General features: G+C 71.8%; 13 protein-coding genes and 3 pseudogenes. 13 read left to right on the plus strand and 3 right to left on the minus strand.

The features are described 5' to 3' along the window. The first annotated feature begins 129 nt into the window (after nt 1-129). The 5 genes and pseudogenes from JM949_RS21275 (at nt 130) to JM949_RS21295 (ending at nt 5,894) form a co-directional block, all read left to right on the plus strand. Complete coding sequence (locus JM949_RS21275; protein ID WP_088950306.1) at nt 130-582, plus strand: response regulator; 453 nt, start codon at nt 130-132, stop codon at nt 580-582. Continuing rightward, a complete protein-coding gene (locus JM949_RS21280) occupies nt 575-1,384 on the plus strand; it encodes an inositol monophosphatase family protein (RefSeq protein WP_203150147.1) in 810 nt (269 codons plus the stop codon). Before JM949_RS21275 ends, JM949_RS21280 begins: the two co-directional genes overlap by 8 nt. 195 nt (nt 1,385-1,579) lie before the next feature. Further along, a complete protein-coding gene (locus JM949_RS21285; protein ID WP_203150148.1) occupies nt 1,580-2,596 on the plus strand; it encodes a coiled-coil domain-containing protein in 1,017 nt (338 codons plus the stop codon). Nucleotides 2,597-2,632: 36 nt separating this feature from the next. Then, nucleotides 2,633-4,185, plus strand: a pseudogene (locus JM949_RS21290) (fused MFS/spermidine synthase). Between the two features lie 71 nt (nt 4,186-4,256). Beyond that, nucleotides 4,257-5,894, plus strand: coding sequence for a serine/threonine-protein kinase (locus tag JM949_RS21295; RefSeq protein ID WP_203150149.1), 1,638 nt, complete (start codon nt 4,257-4,259; stop codon nt 5,892-5,894). Nucleotides 5,895-5,965: 71 nt separating this feature from the next. Here JM949_RS21295 and JM949_RS21300 read toward each other — a convergent pair whose 3' ends face one another. Together JM949_RS21300 and JM949_RS21305 are read right to left on the minus strand one after the other, a co-directional pair. Beyond that, on the minus strand, nt 5,966-6,634 hold the full coding sequence (locus tag JM949_RS21300; RefSeq protein WP_309232258.1) for a potassium channel family protein: 669 nt from the start codon (nt 6,632-6,634) through the stop codon (nt 5,966-5,968). Between the two features lie 16 nt (nt 6,635-6,650). Continuing rightward, on the minus strand, nt 6,651-7,985 hold the full coding sequence (locus JM949_RS21305) for a TrkH family potassium uptake protein (protein WP_203150150.1): 1,335 nt from the start codon (nt 7,983-7,985) through the stop codon (nt 6,651-6,653). A 139-nt stretch (nt 7,986-8,124) separates the two neighbouring features. On the opposite strand from JM949_RS21305, the pseudogene JM949_RS21310 reads away from it, so the two are divergent. The 6 genes and pseudogenes from JM949_RS21310 (at nt 8,125) to JM949_RS21335 (ending at nt 14,373) form a co-directional block, all read left to right on the plus strand. Further along, nucleotides 8,125-9,245: pseudogene (locus tag JM949_RS21310) on the plus strand (glycerophosphodiester phosphodiesterase). Between the two features lie 466 nt (nt 9,246-9,711). Continuing rightward, a complete protein-coding gene (locus JM949_RS21315; RefSeq protein ID WP_203150151.1) occupies nt 9,712-10,911 on the plus strand; it encodes a substrate-binding domain-containing protein in 1,200 nt (399 codons plus the stop codon). Between the two features lie 3 nt (nt 10,912-10,914). Beyond that, nucleotides 10,915-11,658, plus strand: a complete 744-nt coding sequence (locus JM949_RS21320) for an ABC transporter ATP-binding protein (RefSeq protein WP_203150152.1) — start codon at nt 10,915-10,917, stop codon at nt 11,656-11,658. Beyond that, nucleotides 11,658-12,383, plus strand: a complete 726-nt coding sequence (locus JM949_RS21325; protein WP_203150153.1) for an ABC transporter ATP-binding protein — start codon at nt 11,658-11,660, stop codon at nt 12,381-12,383. The genes JM949_RS21320 and JM949_RS21325 overlap by 1 nt, the downstream gene beginning before the upstream one ends. After that, on the plus strand, nt 12,383-13,273 hold the full coding sequence (locus JM949_RS21330) for a branched-chain amino acid ABC transporter permease (RefSeq protein WP_203150154.1): 891 nt from the start codon (nt 12,383-12,385) through the stop codon (nt 13,271-13,273). Before JM949_RS21325 ends, JM949_RS21330 begins: the two co-directional genes overlap by 1 nt. Continuing rightward, nucleotides 13,270-14,373 carry a branched-chain amino acid ABC transporter permease gene (locus JM949_RS21335; RefSeq protein WP_203150155.1) on the plus strand — a complete coding sequence of 368 codons (1,104 nt, stop codon included), beginning with the start codon at nt 13,270-13,272 and terminating at the stop codon, nt 14,371-14,373. Before JM949_RS21330 ends, JM949_RS21335 begins: the two co-directional genes overlap by 4 nt. Before the next feature lie 118 nt (nt 14,374-14,491). Here JM949_RS21335 and JM949_RS21340 read toward each other — a convergent pair whose 3' ends face one another. After that, nucleotides 14,492-15,301, minus strand: coding sequence for a hypothetical protein (locus JM949_RS21340; RefSeq protein WP_203150156.1), 810 nt, complete (start codon nt 15,299-15,301; stop codon nt 14,492-14,494). Between the two features lie 143 nt (nt 15,302-15,444). On the opposite strand from JM949_RS21340, the gene JM949_RS21345 reads away from it, so the two are divergent. Together JM949_RS21345 and JM949_RS21350 are read left to right on the plus strand one after the other, a co-directional pair. Continuing rightward, nucleotides 15,445-17,181, plus strand: coding sequence for a BTAD domain-containing putative transcriptional regulator (locus JM949_RS21345; RefSeq protein ID WP_203150157.1), 1,737 nt, complete (start codon nt 15,445-15,447; stop codon nt 17,179-17,181). A gap of 56 nt (nt 17,182-17,237) precedes the next feature. After that, nucleotides 17,238-19,366 (plus strand): annotated as a pseudogene (locus JM949_RS21350) (DEAD/DEAH box helicase). Nucleotides 19,367-19,419: the final 53 nt, after the last annotated feature.

Raw genomic sequence — 19,419 nt, forward strand, 5'->3', positions numbered from 1 at the left:
CCTGGCAACGGAGGACGCGACGCCCTCGGACGAGGCTCCGGCGGAGCCCTCCGGCGGGTCGGACCAGCCGGACCGGGTCGACGAGACGCCGGAAAGCGGTAGAACGGGTGACATGAGGGAGACGGTGGGATGACCGCGCCGGCGGATGGCAAGAGCCCGATCGAGGTCCTGCTCGTGGAGGACGACCCTGGTGACGTGCTGATGACCCAGGAGGCGTTCGAGGAACACAAGCTGCGGAACCGGCTGACCGTCGTCTCGGACGGCGCCGAGGCGCTCGCCTACCTGCGCCGGGAGGGCCAGTACGCCGACGCGGTGGCGCCCGACCTGATCCTGCTCGACCTCAACCTGCCCCGCCGCGACGGCCGGGAGGTGCTGGAAGAGATCAAGAAGGACGAGGAGTTGCGCCGGATTCCGGTCGTGGTGCTGACCACCTCGCAGGCCGACGAGGACATCCTGCGCAGCTACCAGCTGCACGCGAACGCCTACGTGACCAAGCCGGTGGACTTCGAACGGTTCATCTCGGTGGTCCGCCAGATCGACGAGTTCTTCGTCAGCGTGGTCAAGTTGCCGCCGCGTGGCTGACACCCTGCTCGACGACGTCGGCGACCTGCTCCGGGAGGCCGCCGACCAGGTCGTGCTGCCCCTGTTCCGAAAGCTCGACGACGCGGACGTCTCGGAGAAGGCGCCCGGTGAGGTGGTCACCGTCGCCGACCGCCGGGCCGAGGAGCTGCTCTCGGCGGGGCTGCGTCGACTGCGGCCCGGCTCGACGGTGGTGGGCGAGGAGGGTGTCGCCGACGACCCGGCGTTGCTGCGACACCTGCGCGACAGCGGAGACGTCTGGCTGGTCGACCCGGTCGACGGCACCGCCAACTTCGCCGCGGGTCGGCGGCCGTTCGCCCTGATGGTGTCGCTGCTGACCGACGGCCGACCGACGGCCGGCTGGATCCTCGACCCGCTCGCCGACACCCTCGCCGCCGGCCTGGCGGACGAGGGCGCCCTGCTCAACGGCCGGCCGGTGGACAACACCACACCGGTGCCGGCGACCGGCGAGCTGCGCGGCGCGGCGATGACCACGTTCCTGCCGCCGGAGAGCCGGGACCGGGTCCGTGCCGGCGGCCGGCAGCTCGGTGAGCTGCTGCCCGGCCAGCACTGCGCCGGCCGTGAATACCTGGACGTCCTCACCGGCGAACAGCAGTTCGTCCTCTTCTGGCGCACCCTGCCCTGGGACCATGCCCCCGGCACCCTGCTGGTCCGTGCCGCCGGTGGGGTGGCCCGTCGATTCGACGGCGTCGACTACCACCCCGCCGACGACGGTCGGGGTCTGCTCGTCGCGGCCAACGAGCAGATCTGGGCCGAGGTGCACGAGGCCCTCCTCAGCCGCTGATCCGCGCGCTGCGCGACGGTGTCGGGACGCTCCGTCGACATCGGCGCGGTACGCGGGGCGCAGGGCTGGTCACCGGCCCGTAGTCCGGTATCGTGACGGCGGTCTCCGCCAGCAGGCCGCCGACCGGCGCCGGCGGGGACGCCGCCTCCGCAGTGGTGTCAACCGGGGGTCGGCGGTCGACGGAAGGACGCTTTCGTGCCCAGGACCACGCTCAGCCCGCGGCTCGGTCGCCGCGCTCTGCTCGCTCTGCTCGCCGCCGTCGCGCTGGTGCTCGGCGGTACCGCCGTGCCCGCGTACGCGGAGCCGGACGAGGGTGGCAGCAAGAAGCTGCGGGACGCGTTGGAGTTGACCGCCAAGGGCCACATCGAGGCCAAGGCCAAACTGGACAACTCCAAGCGTCGCCAGACGGCGCTGGCCGGTGAGCTGACCGCGCTTGAGGGCAGGCTGGTCGGGCTCACCGCCCAGGTGGGCGAGGTGGCCGCGCAGTCCTACCGGTTCGGTCGGCTGAACGCGGCGTCGATGCTGCTCAACACCGGCTCGCCGGAGGCGTTCCTGCAACGCGCGAACGACCTCGACCTGATGGCGCAGCGGGACAGCAAGCGGCTGCGTGATCTCATCGAGGCTCAGCAGCAGGCGCAGCAGGCAAAGGTCGCCATCGACGCCGAGGTCCGCGAGCAGCAGAAGCAACTCGCCGTGATGGCGAAGAAGAAGAAGGAGGCCGAGGCGGCACTCGCCGAGGTCAGCTCGGGTGGCAGCAATGGGTTCAGCGGCGGCAACTCCTCCTCCGCGAAGCCGGCGCCGCGCAACTCCGACGGGTCCTGGCCATCGGAATCCTGCTCGGTGAAGGACCCGACCACCTCCGGGTGCATCACCCCGCGCACTTTGCACGCGCTGAAGGAGACTCAGGCGGCCGGCTACAAGCGGCACGTCTCCTGCAAGCGCAGCGGTGGCGGCGGCGAGCACCCGAAGGGCCGGGCCTGCGACTTCTCGGCCGCCACCAACGGCTTCGAGGACAAGAACGCGACCGGCGGCGACAAGGCGTACGGGGACAGCCTGGCCGCCTGGCACGTGCGCAACGCCGACCGGCTGGGTGTGCTCTACGTGATCTGGTACCGGCAGATCTGGCACCCCGGGACCGGCTGGCGCGCCTACAGTGGCAGCGGCAGTCCCGCCGCGTCCCACACGAACCATGTTCATCTCTCGATGTACTGACCCGGAGCACCAGCTTCGCTGCGTACCATCGCGACGATGAGTTCCCCACCGTCCGACGTAGCGGCTCCACCGGCTCCGCCCGTGCCGGTCACCGGCCGGGCGCTGCCCAACGGCCTGGCCGCCTTCCTGGTCTTCTTCTCCAGCGGCGCCGTGCTGGTGCTGGAAACCGTCGCGCTGCGCCTGGTCGGCCCGTACGTCGGGGTGACCCTCCAGGTGACCAGCTCGGTGATCGGCATCGCGCTGGCCGCGATCGCGTACGGGGCGTGGTCCGGCGGCTGGCTGGCCGACCGGCGCGACCCGCGCGGCCTGCTGGCGCCGGCGCTGGTGCTGGCCGGCATCGCCACCGCGGTCACCCTGCCCGTTGTCCGGTACGCCGGTGAGGTGCTGCGGGGCGGCGCGCCAGCGCCATCCTGCTGCTGGTGGCGCTGGCCGTGTTCGTGCCGGCCGCGCTGTTGGCGGCGGTCACCCCGCTGGTCGTGAAGCTCCAGCTGGCCGACCTGCGCCGCACCGGCCAGGTGGTCGGTCGACTCTCCGGCATCGGCACCCTGGGCGGCATCACCGCCACCCTGCTCACCGGGTTCGTGCTGGTCGCCGCGCTGCGCAGCACGGTCATCCTGCTGGCACTGGCGATCTCGCTCGGGCTGGTCGGTATCGGTCTCGGCTGGTACCTGCGCCGGCAGGAGCCCACCGAGCTGCCCGGTCCGGCCCGGACCCGCGCCGCGCTGGCGATCCTCGGCCTGGTCGGAGCGGGGTTGACCACCGTGGCGCCGAACCCGTGCGACATCGAGACGGCTTACCACTGCGCCCGGGTGACCGCGGACCCGTCCCGGCCCTCCGGGCGGACGCTGCTGCTCAACTCGGCCCAGCACTCGTACGTCGATCTCAGCGACCCGAAACACCTGGAGTACGCGTACACGAAGTGGATCGGCGCGGTGGCCGACGTCGCCGCGCCGGCTGGTCAGCGCCTCGACGCACTGCACCTGGGCGGCGGCGGGTTCACCGTGCCGCGCTACCTGACCGCCACCCGGCCGGGCACCGACAACGTGGTGTTCGAGATCGACGGCGGGCTGGTCGAGCTGGGCGAGCGGGAGCTGGGCGTACGCCCGGGGCCGGAGCTGCGGGCGGTGGTGGGCGACGCCCGGATGCTTGTCACCGGCGAGCCGGCGGACAGCCGCGACCTGGTCGTCGGTGACGCCTTCGGTCACCTGGTGGTGCCCTGGCACCTGGCCACCCGGGAGATGGCCGCCGAGATCCGGCGGGTGACCCGCCCCGGCGGGGTTTACGTGCAGAACGTCATCGACTACCCGCCGCTGCGGTTCATCCGCGCCGAGCTGGCCACGGTGGCCGCCGAGTTCACCCACGTCGCGCTGATCGCGCCGCCGGAGGCGCTCGCCGAGCAGCAGGGTGCCAACTTCCTCATCGTCGGCTCCGACGCGCCGCTGCCGCTGGACGCCATCCGGGCCCGGCTCGTCGAGGTGGACCCGAAGGTCAGCCTGCTGTCCGGCGCGGAGCTGACGGACTTCGTCGGCGCGGCGATGGTGTTGACCGACGACTACGCCCCGGTGGACCAGCTGTTGGCCACCGCCTGATCGGGTGACATTGCTGACCGATTCCGATCCTTCAGGTGTAGGCCGTCCCCGCGCGGGCAAGAACGGCCACCATGGGCGGTGGGGACCGGAACAACGCGCAACTCCTCGATGAGCGGTACCGGCTCGTCGAGCAGCTCGGCGCGGGCGGCATGTCGGTGGTCTGGCGCGGCTACGACGAGGTGCTCGGCCGTCAGGTCGCGGTGAAGGTGCTGGCCTCCCGGCTGGCCAGCGACCGGGCCTTCCGGCACCGGATCCGGGTGGAGGCGCAGGCCGCCGCGCGGCTCTGCCACCCCAACATCACCAACGTGTACGACTACGGCGAGTCCGAGCAGGTCGGCCTGACCGTGCCGTACGTGGTGATGGAGCTGGTCGACGGCGCCTCCCTCGCCAACCGGCTGGGCCGGGAGGGGTGCCTGCCGTGGCGGGAGGCGGTGACCATCGCCGCCGAGGTCAGCTCCGCGCTGGCCACCGCGCACGCTCGCGGGGTGGTGCACCGGGACGTCACCCCGGGAAACGTGATGCTCACCTCGACCGGCGTCAAGGTGGTCGACTTCGGCATCTCCGCCCTGGTGGGGGAGAGCGAGAAGGGGCCGGACGGCACGCTGCTCGGCACCCCCGCATACCTCGCCCCGGAGCGCCTGGACAACGGCCAGGTGTCCCCGGCCACCGACGTGTACGCCGTCGGGCTGCTGCTCTACCGGATGCTCACCGGCCGGCTGCCGTGGCAGGCCAACACGACCACGCAGATGCTGCGGGCACACATGTACAACGAGCCGGACCCGATGCCCTCGGTGCCCGGCCTGCCGGACGAGGTGACCGACCTGGTGCGGCGCTGCCTGGCCAAGCGGCCCGGTGACCGTCCGCCGACCGCCGAGCTGGCCCGGACCCTCGCCGAGGCGGCCGGGATGCTGGCGGCGGTGCCGGTCTCGCCGGCCGCCGGGCCACTGGACCCGGCGGCGCTGGCCAGTGCGGGCACCACCATCCTGCCCTGGTCGGCGGCGACCGACGCGTTGCCGTTGTCGCGTACCCGGAACCGGACCCGGCGGGCGCACCGCCGTCGTCGGCGGGTGGAAGCCGGGGTGGCCGCCGTCGGGCTGATCGCGGTCACCGGGGCGATGTGGGGATTCACCTCACGCAGCCCCGCCAGCGGCGGCGACCGGCCGACCACCGAGGCCCGGATGGGTCTGCCGACGACAGTGCCCTGCGAGGTGGCGTACGCGCTGCGCAGCGACTCCGGCAAGGACTTCGCCGCCGAGCTGACCCTGACCAACAGCGGCAAGCAGGAGCTGCGGGACTGGACGATGAGCTTCACGTTCCCCGGCCAGCAGACGGTGACGAAGGCGGAGCCGACGCCGGTGCAGCAGCAGGGCAGCACCGTGCTGATCCGGCCGGCGGCGCAGCGCACCACCCTGGCGCCCGGCGCGGCCGAGAAGTTCACCCTCACCGGGAAGTACAGCGGCGCGAACCCGCTGCCTGTCGAGTTCCGGCTCGGTGACGCGGCCTGCGGCGTGCGCGTCTCCGGAGTGGCCGGCAGCACGCCGTCCACTGTCGCGCCGAGCAAGGCAGCCACCACGGTGAAGGCCCCGCCGAAGAAGACGACGGTACGCAGCGGCTCCGGTTCGGGTGGTGGTGCCACGAAGGCCAAGCCCCCGAAGCCTCCGAAGGCTCCTGGGAAGCCGGGCAAGGGTGGTGGTCCGGGAAAAGGCTGAAGGCCCCTGAGGGCGCCGGTGGCCATGGGGCGAAGGCGACCGAGGGCCACGGCGTTCGCCGGAAATGACTGTCAGCGCAGGCCGGCGAACTGCTGCACCTGGTCGATCCCGCCCTCGACGATGAGCACCCCGCCCTGGGGAAGTGCCGTGTCGTCGGAGGCGTACCGGAAGCGTTCGCCAGGCAGCTTGGCGCCGACCACGCGTACCCCGAAGCGCTGCTCCGGGCGCAGGTCGAGCAGGGTGCGCCCGGCCAGGGACTCCGGCACCCGGACGGTCGCGATGGCGAAGTCGTCGTCGAACTCGATGAAGTCGAGCAGCCGGCTGACGATCAGGTGCGCGACCCGGTCTCCGGTCTCCGCCTCCGGAAAGATCACGTGGTGCGCGCCCACCGACGACAGGATCTTGGCGTGCTTCTGCGAGGTGGCCCGAGCCCAGATCTGCGGTGTACCGAGTTCGACCAGGGCCAGCACGGTGAGCACACTCGCCTCCACCGAGGCTCCGATGGCCACCACCGCCCGGCCGAAGCTGGCGATGCCCAGCTGCCGCAGCGCCCCCTCCTCGGTCGAGTCGGCCTGCACGACCCGGTCGAGCTGCGATGACCAGCGCTGCACCTGCGCCGGGTTGCGGTCGATGGCCAACACCTCGTGGTTCATCCGGGTGAGCGACTCGGCCAGATGGCAACCGAAGCGACCCAACCCGATCACCACGACGCCGCGACTGTCCGCACGTCTCGCCGACACTTCGGCCCCCTCGCTCCTAGCCGACAATTGGTTGTTCCTGCGGATAGCGGTAGAGCCGGCGGCGGGTGTTCAGCGCGATCGCCGACCCGAGGGTGAGCGTCCCGACCCGGCCGATGAACATCAGCACGGTGAGGGCCAGTTGGCCGCCGGCCGGCAGCTCGGCGGCCAGGCCGTTGGTCAGGCCGGTGGTGCTGAACGCCGAGGTGACCTCGAACAGCGCCGCGACGAAGCGGACGCCCTCGGTGAACAGCAGCAGCGTCATCGTCCCGGCCGCCACCAGCGCGACGCTGACCAGCGCCACGGTGACCGCCTGCCGCTGGCTGGCGGTGGCCACCCGGCGGTGCCCGACCGTCACGTCGGGCTCCCCCCGCAGCTCCGCCCAGATGGTGAACGCCAGCAGGAAGAACGTGGAGACCTTGATGCCGCCGGCCGTGCTGGCGCTGCCACCACCGATGAACATCAGCACGATCAGCAGGGGGTAGCTCTCCTCCTGGAGGGCGGCGATGTCCAGGATGCTGAAGCCGCCGGTGCGGCTCAACGCGATCTGCGTGAACGACGCCAGGATCTTGCCCGGTACGTCGTACTGGCCGATGGTGCTCGCGTTCGTCCACTCGGCGGTGAGTAGGCCGGCGAAGCCGACCAGCAGCAGCACCACACTGCCCCAGATGGTCAACTTGGTGGCCACCGCCCAGCGGGCCGGCTCGCGCCACTCCCGAACCGCTTCGAAGAGCGCCGGAAACCCGAGCCCGCCGATGATCGCGCCGAGCGCCAGCGGCAGCGACACCCACGGGTCGCGGCTGAAGGCGAGCAGATTTTCGGAGTAGAGCGCGAACCCGCCGTTGTTGAACGCCTGCACGGCGTGGAAGACGCCCGACCAGAGGGCCCGTCCGGGTGGGTAGTCGTAGCCCAGCCAGAGCCGACCGGCGACCACCGCGGTCATCACCGCCTCGCAGGCGAAGACGGTCACCGCGATCCGGCGGAGCAGCCTTCCCACGTCACCGATGCCGAACTCCGCCGTCTCCGCCTGCACGAGCAGCCGGTTGCGCAGCCCGAGCTGACTGGAGACCACCAGGATCACCAGCGCCGCGACGGTGAGGATGCCGAGGCCGCCGAGCTGGGTGAGCAGGGTGATCACCAGCAGACCCCAGCCGGACCAGTAGTTCGGCGTGTCGGTGACCGCCATACCGGTGACCGACACCGCCGAGGTGGCGGTGAAGAGTGCGGTGACCACAGGCGGGCGCTGGTGTTCGGCGGTCGCCCCGCGCGCCAGGAGCAGCCCGGTGCCCAGCAGGATCGGCAGCAGGAACGCGAACGGCACCAGCCGCACGGGATTGCGGAGAAGCCGGCGCACCAGACAATCTTCCTTACTGGCCGCCACCCCGGAGCGGGAACGGGCAATCCGGAGATTCATCTGCCGGCCAGCCATCGACCAACTCCTGGTCAAGCACGGACGGTCTGCTTACCCGGACCACCGATGACAGGAGACGGCGTTGCGACGTACCCTCTCGACCCTGGGCGTGGCCGGCGCGCTGCTCGCCGCCGCCGTGGCCCTGCCGACCATGGCCGCCGCCGAGCCGGCGCACGACGCGGACCGCGCCCGGGCGACCGACCGACCCATCGTGATCGGCCACCGGGGTGCCAGCGGCTACCGGCCGGAGCACACGCTGGAGGCGTACCGGTTGGCGATTCGGATGGGCGCCGACTACGTCGAGCCGGACCTGGTCTCCACCGCGGACGGGGTGCTGGTCGCCCGGCACGAGAACGAGATCTCCGGCACCACCGATGTGTCGGCCCACCCGGAGTTCGCGGCCCGCCGGGCGACGAAGACCATCGACGGGGTCGCGGTGACCGGGTGGTTCACCGAGGATTTCACCCTCGCCGAGTTGAAGACCCTGCGGGCCAAGGAGCGCCTGCCGCAGGTGCGGGTGGCGAACACCGCCTTCGACGGCCGCTTCGAGGTGCCCACCCTCCAGGAGGTCATCGACCTGGCCCGGACCGAGGGGCGGGCACGGGGCCGCACCATCGGCATCTACCCGGAGACCAAGCACCCGAGCTACTTCGCCTCGATCGGCCTGCCGCTGGAGGAGCCGCTGCTGAAGGTGCTGCGGCAGAACAAGCTGGACCGGAAGAACTCGCCGGTCTTCATCCAGTCCTTCGAGACGGCCAACCTGCGTCGGTTGAGCCGGCTGACCGACGTCAAGCTGGTCCAACTGCTGGACGCCACCGGTCGCCCGTACGACTTCACCGTCACCGGCGACACCCGCGGCTACCAGGACCTGGTCACGCCGGCCGGGCTGAAGTGGATCGCCGGGTACGCCGACGGCATCGGGGCGAACAAGAACCTGCTGGTGCCGCGAGACGCCGCCGGCGCCTGCTCGCGCCGACGAACGTGGTGCGCGACGCGCACCGTGAGCGGTTGCTGGTGCACTCGTGGACGTTCCGGGCCGAGAACCAGTTCCTCCCGGTGGACTTCCGGATCGGCACCGACCCGAACGCACGCGGCGACATCACCGCCGAGTACGAACTCTTCCTCGGCCTGGGTCTGGACGGTGTCTTCAGCGACCACCCGGACACCGCCGTGGCCGCCCGCGCCGGCCTCGCCGGAAACTGACCTCGGCCCGGAGCAGATCCGCTCCGCGCCGACCACCGGGCCGCTCACGCCCGGCCCACCCGCTGGCCCGCCGTCCGCCACCCGGACGACGGGCCAGCGGCACGTCCGGGGCGCCCGACCGGGATCACGTGCCGCAGCCGCGAGATCGCCCTCGATCCAGGATGTGGTGGCGTCCCGACCCTCCGAGGCCACTACCTCCAGGATCGAGCACGATCTTGAGGGTGAGCCCTGCGGCTGACCGGAACCGGGCGGATGGCGCGGGGCGACACACCGATCGGCTGGTCCGTGGGGGTTTGGGCCATCGGGAGCGCCGGCCCTTGGGTGATGGCGCGGTCCGCTGTAACCCCCGGCCACCTCATTCCTGTTACTTGTGTGTTTCTGCCACATAGCTCGTGGGTGACGTCACTTCTACCGTGGGCCGTCACGAAGAAGTTTCTCTCCCTCCGAGTCCTCAGGTGGAGTCGCAATGACGGTCCGGACGACGCGGCGGGTGTTCCTCTCCGCCGCCACGATGATGGCTGCGGCGCTGGCCGCCACGGCCTGTGGCAGCCCGCAGGACACCGCCACCGGCGGCGGCGACAGCGCCGCGCCGGTCAAGGTCGGCCTGGTGTACTCCCAGTCGGGTGCCCTGGCCAGTTACGGAAAGCAGTACATCGAAGGGTTCAAGGCGGGGCTGGACTTCGCCACCCAGGGCACCGGCAAGGTCGGTGACCGGAAGATCGAGCTGACCGAGGTCGACGACGCGGGCGACCCGGCGAAGGCGGTCTCCGCGGCGAAGGACCTGATCGGCAAGGGCACGAAGATCATTGCCGGCTCGACGGCCTCCGGCGTGGCGCTCCAGGTCGCGCCGATCGCGGCGCAGAACAAGGTCCTGTTCATCTCCGGACCGGCCGCCACCGACGCGGTGACCGGTGCGAACAAGTACACCTTCCGCTCCGGTCGGCAGTCCTACCAGGACGTGGTGACCGCCAAGTCGTTCATCGGCGACCCCACCGGTAAGAAGGTAGTAGTCTTCGCCCAGGACGGCGCGTTCGGCGACGCCAACGAGGCGGCCGTCAAGACCGTCATCGGCGGCGCGGGGGCCACCGTGAGCAGCGTGCGGGCTCCGGCCAGCGCCACCGAGTTCACCCCGTTCGCCAGCCAGATCAAGACCGCCAAGCCGGACCTGCTCTTCGTCGCCTGGGCCGGCACCACCGCCCCGGCCATGTGGCAGACCCTCGACCAGCAGGGCGTGCTCTCGTCCACCACTGTCGTCACCGGCCTGGACATCCGCGCCTCGTGGCCGACCTTCGGCGCGGCCGGTGCGAAGATCTCCTTCCTGTCGCACTACTTCGACGGCGCCAGCGACACCGAGGCCAGCAAGGCACTCAAGGCCAAGGTCAGCACCCTCGACCTGTTCCACCCGGACGGCTTCGCCGCCGCCCAGATGGTGGTCCGTGCCGTGCAGGAGGGCGGGGACGACGTCGACAAGATGGTCACCTCGCTGGAGGGCTGGAGCTTCGACGGGGTCAAGGGCAAGATGACCATCCGCGCCGCCGACCACGCGCTGCTCCAGCCGATGTTCCAGGCCAAGCTGACCGGCAGCGGCACCGCGTTCACGGCGACCGCCCAGAAGAGCCTCACCGGTGACGAGACCGCGCCACCGGCCGTGGCCATGAAGGGCTGACCCGTGCTCGCCACCCGCGGTCTGACCTGGCGGATTGGTGAGGTCGCCATCGTCGACAACGTCTACCTCGACCTGACGCCCGGGGAGTTCCTGGGCGTGATCGGGCCGAACGGCGCCGGCAAGACCTCACTGTTCAACCTGATCACCGGCCTGCGCCGGGCCACGGAGGGCCGGATCACCCTGGACGGGCGGGACATCGGGGCGCTTCCGCCGCACCGGCGGGCCCGCCTCGGGTTGGGTCGTACCTTCCAGGCGTCCTCGGTCTTCGGCTCGCTCAGCGTGCGGGAGAACGTCCGGCTCGCCGTGCAGGCGCACCGCGGGGGCTCGATGGCACTGTGGCGGCGGGCGGCGGCCGACCGGGAGGTGGCCGCCGCCGCCGACGCGGCGCTCGACCGGGTCGGCCTCGCCCACCGGGGTACGGCACTCGCCGGCACCCTGGCCCACGGCGAGAAGCGCAAGTTGGAGATCGCCCTGCTGCTCGCCGGTGAACCTCGGGTGATGCTGCTGGACGAACCGATGGCCGGGGTCAGCGCCGAGGACATCCCGGAACTGGTCGCCGTCATCAAGTCGTTGACCGGGGACAGCGACCGGGCGGTGCTGATGGTCGAGCACCACATGGACGTCATCCTGGAGTTGGCCAACCGGATCGCCGTCATGCACCACGGCGCACTGCTGGCCTGCGACACCCCGGAGACGGTGATGGCCAACCCCACAGTGCAAGAGGCCTACCTGGGGGAGTCGCTCTGATGGAACCGATCCTCAGCGTGACGGACCTGTCGGTCCGGATCTCCGGGCTGCACATCCTCCAGGGGGTGTCCTTCACTGTCGCGCCGACCGGCGTGACAGTCCTGCTCGGCCGCAACGGCGTCGGCAAGACCACCACGCTGCGCGCGATCCTCGGCCTCACCCCGCCCGCCGGGGAGGTCCGCGGCACCATCCGGATGGGCGCGCAGAGTTTGCTGTCCCGCCCCACCCACCGGCTGGTCCGCGGTGGGCTCGGCTACGTGCCGGAGGACCGGGACGTGTTCGCCGGCCTCACCGTCGCCGAGAACCTGCGGCTCGCCGAACGGCGCGGCACCACCCCGGCGTACGACAAGGTGTTCGCGCTCTTTCCGGAGCTGGACCGGCGCGGACGGCAACGGGCCGGTTCGCTCTCCGGCGGGCAGCAGCAGATGCTCGCGATCGGGCGGGTGCTGCTCAACGACAACCGGCTGCTGCTGGTCGACGAGCCGACCAAGGGGTTGGCGCCGAAGGTGGTGACCGAGGTGGCCGAGGTGTTGGAACGGGTCGCGGAGTCGGTGCCGGTGCTGCTCGTCGAGCAGAACCTGGCGGTGGTCCGGCGGCTCGCCAAGGACGCGGTGGTGCTCGCCGCCGGAAAGGTGGCCTGGACCGGCGACGCTGGTGAGCTGCTGCTGGAGACCGCGTTGACCAAGTCCCTGCTCGGCGTGGGTTCGGCGGAGGTGGCCCACTGATGGGGACCGTGATCCTGTTGGCGTTGACCGGGCTCGGCCTGGCGGCGCTGTACTTCCTGGTCGCGTCCGGCCTGTCGCTGGTCTTCGGCCTCGCTGACGTGCTCAACTTCGCCCACGGGCTGTTCCTCGGCGTGGGCGCTTACGGCACCTGGTGGGCGGCGGGCAACCTCCCGGGCGCGGGCCCGGACGGGTTCGGCTTCGTGCTCGCTGTCGCCTTCGGGGTGGCCGCCGGCACGCTTGTGGCGATCCTGGTCGAGCTGGTGCTGATCCGCCCGCTCTACTCCCGCACCATCGAACAGGTGCTGGTCACCGTCGGTCTGTCGCTGGCCGGGGTGGCGCTGCTCCAGGCCACCTGGGGTGCCGACGCCCGGCCGTTCCCGCGTCCGGACTGGACCCGGCAGGTGACCGGGATCCTCGGCGCGCAGGTGCCCAACGGCGGCCTGCTGCTGATCATCGCGGCGGTGCTGGTGCTCGGCGCGATCCTGGCCTTCCTGCGCTGGACCCGGTACGGCCTGGTGATCCGGGCCGGAGTGGAGAACCGGGAGATGGTGACCGCGCTCGGCATCGACGTGCGCAAGGCGTTCACGCTGGTCTTCGCGATCGGTGGGGCGGCAGCCGCGCTCGCCGGTGCGCTCGGCGGGGTCTACTTCGGCACCGTCTCGCCCGGCCAGGGCGGCTCGCTGCTGATCTTCGCGTTCATCGTGGTGGTGATCGGCGGGATGGGTTCGGTGGTCGGCTCCGCGTACGCGGCCGTCGTGGTGGGGCTGGTGCAGCAGTTCGTCAACTACTACGGCACGTCCGGGCTGGGCGACATCTGCGTGGTCGGGCTGCTGGCCGTGGTGCTGCTGCTGCGCCCGCAGGGCATCGCCGGAAAGGTGGCAACGGCATGACGCTTCTCAACGTAACTCCGGCGCCGGCACCCACCGCGTCGAAACCGGGCCGGTTGCACCGGGTTCGGCCGTTCCTACCGCTTGTCGCGTTGGTCGTCCTGGCGATCCTGCCGTACTCGACGATCACCCTGCCGGGGATCTTCGAGGGGCCGGTCAACTCACCCGGCACCCTGCAACTGCTCGCCATCTGCCTGATCTTCGGCGGCTTGGCGGCCGGGTACGACCTGCTCTTCGGCCGGACCGGGATGCTCTCCTTCGGGCACGCGCTCTACTTCGCGGCCGGTGTCTACGGCACCGACGTCCTGGTCACCCGGGCCGGCCTGCCGCTGTGGCAGGCGGCGTTGCTGACTGTCACCGGTGGCACGATCCTCGCCGCGCTGCTCGGCGCGGTGGCGCTGCGCACCGTGGGCATCGCCTTCGCCATGGTCACGCTGGCCTTCGCCCAGGTGGGCGCGATCCTGGTGGCCCGGGACTTCGGTGGGCTCACCGGCGGCGAGGAGGGGCTGCCGCTGGACGTGTCCGGGCTGCCCGCCGGGCTGGTCGGGGTGACCAACACTGTCAACCTGTACTGGTTGGCGCTGGCGTACCTGACCCTGGTGGTCTTCGTGGTGCACCGGGTGAGCGGTTCGCCTACCGGTCGGGTGCTCGCCGGGCTGCGCGACGACGAGCGGCGGATCGGTGTGCTCGGGCTGGACCCGTACCGCTACAAGCTGGTGGCGTTCACCCTGGCCGGCGGGTTGGCGTCGGCGGGCGGGGTGGTCTACGTCCTGATCGTCGGCGGCGCGTCGCCGCACATCACGTCCTCCGAGCTGACCCTGTCGCTGCTGGTCATGGTGGTGCTCGGCGGGCCGGGCACCCGCTGGGGGCCGGTGCTCGGCGGCGTCCTCTACATGTACCTGGACCACCGCCTCACCGCCTTCGGCACCAGCGACGCGGTCGACAACCTGCCGGCCGTCCTCAGCCGTCCGCTGAGCCAGCCGCTGTTCGTCCTGGGCACGGTGTTCATCCTGGCCGTCTACTTCTTCCCCGGCGGCCTGGCCAGCCTGTCCTCCCGCCTGACCCCGCTAGCCCGCTCCCTCCGCCCCCGCCCACCCCACTAACCCCGCCCCACTCCGTCGATCACGGAGTCATCGTCCCGACACGCCGTCTCGAAATGGCGACACCGGTACGACGACGAGAGGCGGCGGCCCCCCGTGTGGCCGCCGCCTCTCGTCGTGGTCAGCCGTTCAACATCTCGTACGCCATGGCTGGCGCCTTCGTCTCGGCGGCGCCGGTCGGCGCGTTGATCTTCGGTGTGGTGCCGTAGTCGGCGTACTTGACGACGTAGTCGTACGCCTTGGCCTTCCCGGCCGCCGGGATCTTCAACGTCAGCGAGGCCAGGTGCTTGTCCGCCCCGATCACGGCGGTGAACGGCACCTTTCTCGCGGCCTCGCCGAGCGCCGCCGCCTCGCCGTCGTCCAACGCCTTGGCCGCCTCCCCGCCGCTCACGTCGATGAACCCGACGTACCGCCCAGGGCTCTGCTCCTCGACAGAGGTCGCCGCCTGGATGAGCGGACCGGCGTTGCCCTGGTCCACCCCGTCGTACGTCGGGATGGCCTCGCTGTCGGTCAGCTTCGTGCGGTCCAGCCGCATCCACTTGTTCGGGAACTTCGGCAGGCCGGGACGACCGCTGAAGGTCGCCTTCAGCCAGTTCTGATCCTCGATCACCAGGAACGACATCTTCACCACGATGCCGTCGGAGTCCGCCGGCATGGTGCTGTTGAATTCGAACGCCTTCGCCTCCGGGTCGATCCGGCCGCTCAGGGTGCGGGACGAGTCCTTGCCGCTGAACCGGAACGCCCCCTCGGTGCCGTCCGGAACGGCGGCCAGGAGGACGTCCTTCGGACTGGCGGACGGGCTGTTCCGCGGTGCCCCGGGCGGCTCCTCTGTGGACCCGCAACCGGTGAGCAGGGTGGTCGTGGCCAGCACGGCGGCGACCACGCCGATCGTCCGTCGAATCGTGCCGGCGGTGCCCGTTGCCTGTGTCATCGCATGTCTCTTTCTCGCTGCGTGGCTTCTGCCGATGACGATGCTGCGGGCCGCCACGGCGGTTCGGCTGCCGATATGCTGCCGTCCGGCTGCCGGGCACTGCCGTCCGGCGCTGCCGGGGGTGTCAGGAGCGGAAAACTCGCATGTCAGGAACGCTGCGTTTCGAGATCCTCGGGCCTCAGCGGGCCTGGTACGTCGACCGCGAGATCGACCTCGGTCCCGGCAAGCAACGTGCCGTGCTGGCCGTACTGCTGCTATCGGCGGGCCGTCCGGTGTCCACCGGGCAGATCGTCGAGGCGGTCTGGCCGGAGGACCCGCCCGCGAACGGCCCCAACGTGGTGCAGAAGTACGTCGCCGGGCTGCGCCGGGTGCTGGAGCCGGACCGGTCGCCCCGCACGCCGGGGCAGGTGTTGAGCCTGACCGACGCCGGTTACCTGCTCCGGGTCGGTCCGGAGGCGCTGGACGCGGTCCGCTTCGAACGGTGGATCTCCCGGGCCCGGCAGCGACGCGCCGAGGGCCGGGCCACCGAGGCCCTCACCGAGTTGGCCGCTGCCCTGGGCCTGTGGCAGGGGGAACCGTTCACCGGGTTCACCGGGCCGATCTTCGAGGCGGCCCGGCAGCGGTTGGTGGAGCTACGGGCCGTGGCGTTGGAGACCCGGGCCGAGCTGAACCTGGACCTCGGCCGGCACCGCGAGCTGGTCGGCGAGTTGGTGGAGCTGGTGGCCGAGTTCCCGGTCCGGGAGCGGCTGCGGCACCAGCTGATGCTCGCCCTCTATCGCAGTGGCCGGCAGGCGGAGGCGCTGGCCGCGTACCGGGAGTTCGGCGACCTGCTCCGGGAGGAGTACGGCATCGAACCGGGCGAGGCGCTCCGGGAACTGCACCGGCGGATGCTCCGCTCCGACCCCACGCTCGCCGTCAGGGTGGCCGAACCCTCGACCAAGCCGCCCCGGACCGATCCCGCCCCGGACCGAGCGGAGTCCGCGCCGCCCCAGCCCGAGTCCGCGCCACCCAGGCCGAGTCCGCGCCGCCCCGACGCCGAGTCCGCGCCGCCCCGGATCGAACCACCGCAGCCACCGCCGCCCGCGCTGGCCCCGACCCCCGAACCGGTTCCGTCGGTGCCCCCGCCGTCGCTCCTGTCGATCCCGGTCTCCGCGCCGCCACCGGTTGCCGCCCCGAGGCGCACGAGGACGCCGCCCCCGCTCTGGGCGAGCCGGACCGTCACCGTCCTCGGTACCGCGCTCGTCCTGCTCTCCTTCGGCTGTCTGACCTGGCTGGTGATCCTGGCGTACGCGTTCTGGCGGCGCAGCTGGCGGCTCGCGGTCGCCAGCGTCGGGTATCTGGTCCTGGTCAGCATCGAGGTGAACATCCTCGACGTCGAGAGCGCGGATGAGATCTCCGACAACCTGGCGGTGGTCTTTCTCGGGCTGGCCCTCATCCCCTGGCTAGCCGGGGCGGTGCACGTCGTCCTGCTGAGTCGCGGACTCTGGGAAGCGATCACCGGCAACCCGGCCAGCGCCAAGGGCCGCGCCGACGAGGAGCGGCGCCTGCGCCGGGAGCACGCCCGCTACCTGCTCTACCACTACCCGGCGGCACGGGCCGAGCTGCGGCTCGGGCGGCCCGACCTGCCCCGTACCTTCGACGACGGTGGCCTGGTCGACGTCAACGCGGTCCCGCAGCAGGTGCTCACCACCCTGCCCGGCCTGACACCCGGGCAGGGTCAGCAGATCGTGATGGACCGGTGGCTGCGCGGCCCGTACGCCTCGATGGAAGAACTCGCCGCGCGCTGCCTGCTGCCGCCGACTGCCACCGAGCCCCTTCGCGACCTGCTGCTCTTCCTGCCGGCCGCGGTGCCCGACGGGGCGCGGCCGGCGGGATCGTGACCGGAACCTCCCGCGCGATCCGGGGTCCTGACGCACCACGCTGGTAGAAATGCCGGATGAGCGACGAGCGGGCGGCGGTACGGGAACGGGCCGAGGCGGTGCTGCGCCGGCTGGCCGGTGAGCACGCCCGCCTGCGCGAGGACCAGTGGCGGGCGATTGAGGCGCTGGTCGTCGACCGGCGACGGGTGCTCTGCGTGCAGCGGACCGGCTGGGGCAAGTCGGCCGTGTACTTCGTCGCCACGGCGCTGCTGCGTGACAGCGGGCACGGCGCCGAGCACGGGCCGACAGTCATCGTGTCGCCGCTGCTGGCGTTGATGCGTAACCAGGTCGAGGCGGCTGCCCGGGCCGGCATCCGGGCCCGCACGATCAACTCGGCGAACCTCGACGAGTGGGACGAGATCACCGCCGAGATCCAGACCGGTGCGGTGGACGTGCTGCTGATCAGCCCGGAACGGCTCAACAACCCGGATTTCCGCGACGGCGTGCTGCCGAAGCTGGCCGCGACCACCGGGCTGCTGGTGGTCGACGAGGCACACTGCGTCTCCGACTGGGGGCACGACTTCCGGCCGGACTACCGGCGGCTGCGCACGTTCCTCGCCGAGTTGCCCGAGCGCACACCCGTGCTGGCCACCACCGCCACCGCGAACTCCCGGGTCACCCAGGACGTGGCCGAGCAGTTGGGCGACGCCCTCGTCCTGCGCGGCACCCTGGACCGCGAGTCGTTGCGCCTCGGAGTCCTCGACCTGCCCAGCCCGGCGCACCGGCTGGCCTGGCTCGCCGACCACCTGGACCAGTTGCCCGGCTCCGGCATCGTCTACACGCTGACCGTGGCGGCGGCGGGGGAGACGGCCGAGTTCCTGCGCTCCCGGGGCTACCCGGTGGCGTCGTACACCGGGCAGGCCGACGACGCCGACCGGCGGACCGCCGAGCAGGACCTGCTCGACAACAAGATCAAGGCGTTGGTCGCGACCAGCGCGCTCGGCATGGGCTTCGACAAGCCTGATCTGGGCTTCGTCGTCCACCTCGGCGCGCCGCCCTCGCCGATCGCGTACTACCAGCAGGTCGGTCGCGCCGGCCGGGCCGTGGAGCACGCCGAGGTGCTGCTGCTGCCCGGTGCCGAGGACGCCGCCATCTGGCGCTACTTCGCCTCGCTGGCGTTCCCGCCGGAGCAGCAGGTCCGAGCCGTACTGGCCGCCCTGCACACCGACCGCCCGCTCTCCACCCAGGCCCTCGAACCCCTTGTCGACCTGCGCCGGGCCCGGCTGGAGCTGATGCTCAAGGTGCTCGACGTGGACGGCGCGGTCCGCCGGGTGCGCGGTGGGTGGCTCGCCACCGGCGAGCCCTGGGTCTACGACGAGGCCCGGTTGCGCCGCGTCGCCGAGGCGCGCACCGTCGAGCAACAGGCCATGCGGGAGTACGCGACCACGTCCGACTGCCGGATGCGGTATCTACGGGAGCGCCTGGACGACACCGGCGCGACGACTGCGGCCGGTGCGACAGGTGCGCCGCCCCACTCTTCGCCGCCGACGTGTCGACGGCCGCGCTCACCGCCGCGCAGACGTTTCTGGGCCGTCCCGGGGTGGAGATCGCGCCCAAGAAGCTCTGGCCGACCGGGCTGGAAGCGGTGGGCGTACCTCTCAAGGGCCGGATCGCCCCGACGGAGCAGGCGCTGCCGGGGCGTGCCGTCGGCCGCCTCTCCGACCTGGGCTGGGGCGGGCGGCTGCGTGCTCTCGTCGGCCCGGAGGCCCCCGACGTGCCGGTGCCCGACGACGTGGCCGCCGCGGTGGTCGAGGTGCTCAAGGCATGGGCGCACGGCGACGACCCGTGGCCCCGCCGGCCGGTCGCGGTGGTCGCGGTCGGCTCCCGACGGCGGCCCCGACTGCTCGGCTCGCTCGCCGAGCGGATCGCCGCGGTGGGCCGACTGCCGCTGCTCGGCGCCGTCACCTCCACCGGACCGGACGGCCCGGCCGGACCGCGTGGCAACAGCGCCCAACGGGTCCGCGCCCTGCACGACACCTTCACCGTGCCGGCCGACCTGGTCGACGCCCTGGCCGGCCTCGACGGTCCGGTGCTGCTCGTCGACGACCTGATCGACTCGGGTTGGACGATGACGCTGGTGGCCCGGGCGCTGCGCCGGGCCGGCGCGACCGACGTGCTCCCGCTCGCCCTCGCCGTGGCCGGCTGACCCGCCGCCGCTGGCACTCGCCCCGGCCGGCTCGGCCCGCCGTCGCTGGCGAC

Origin of the sequence: Micromonospora tarensis (genome assembly GCF_016803395.1) — a bacterium.
Classification (GTDB): domain Bacteria; phylum Actinomycetota; class Actinomycetes; order Mycobacteriales; family Micromonosporaceae; genus Micromonospora; species Micromonospora tarensis.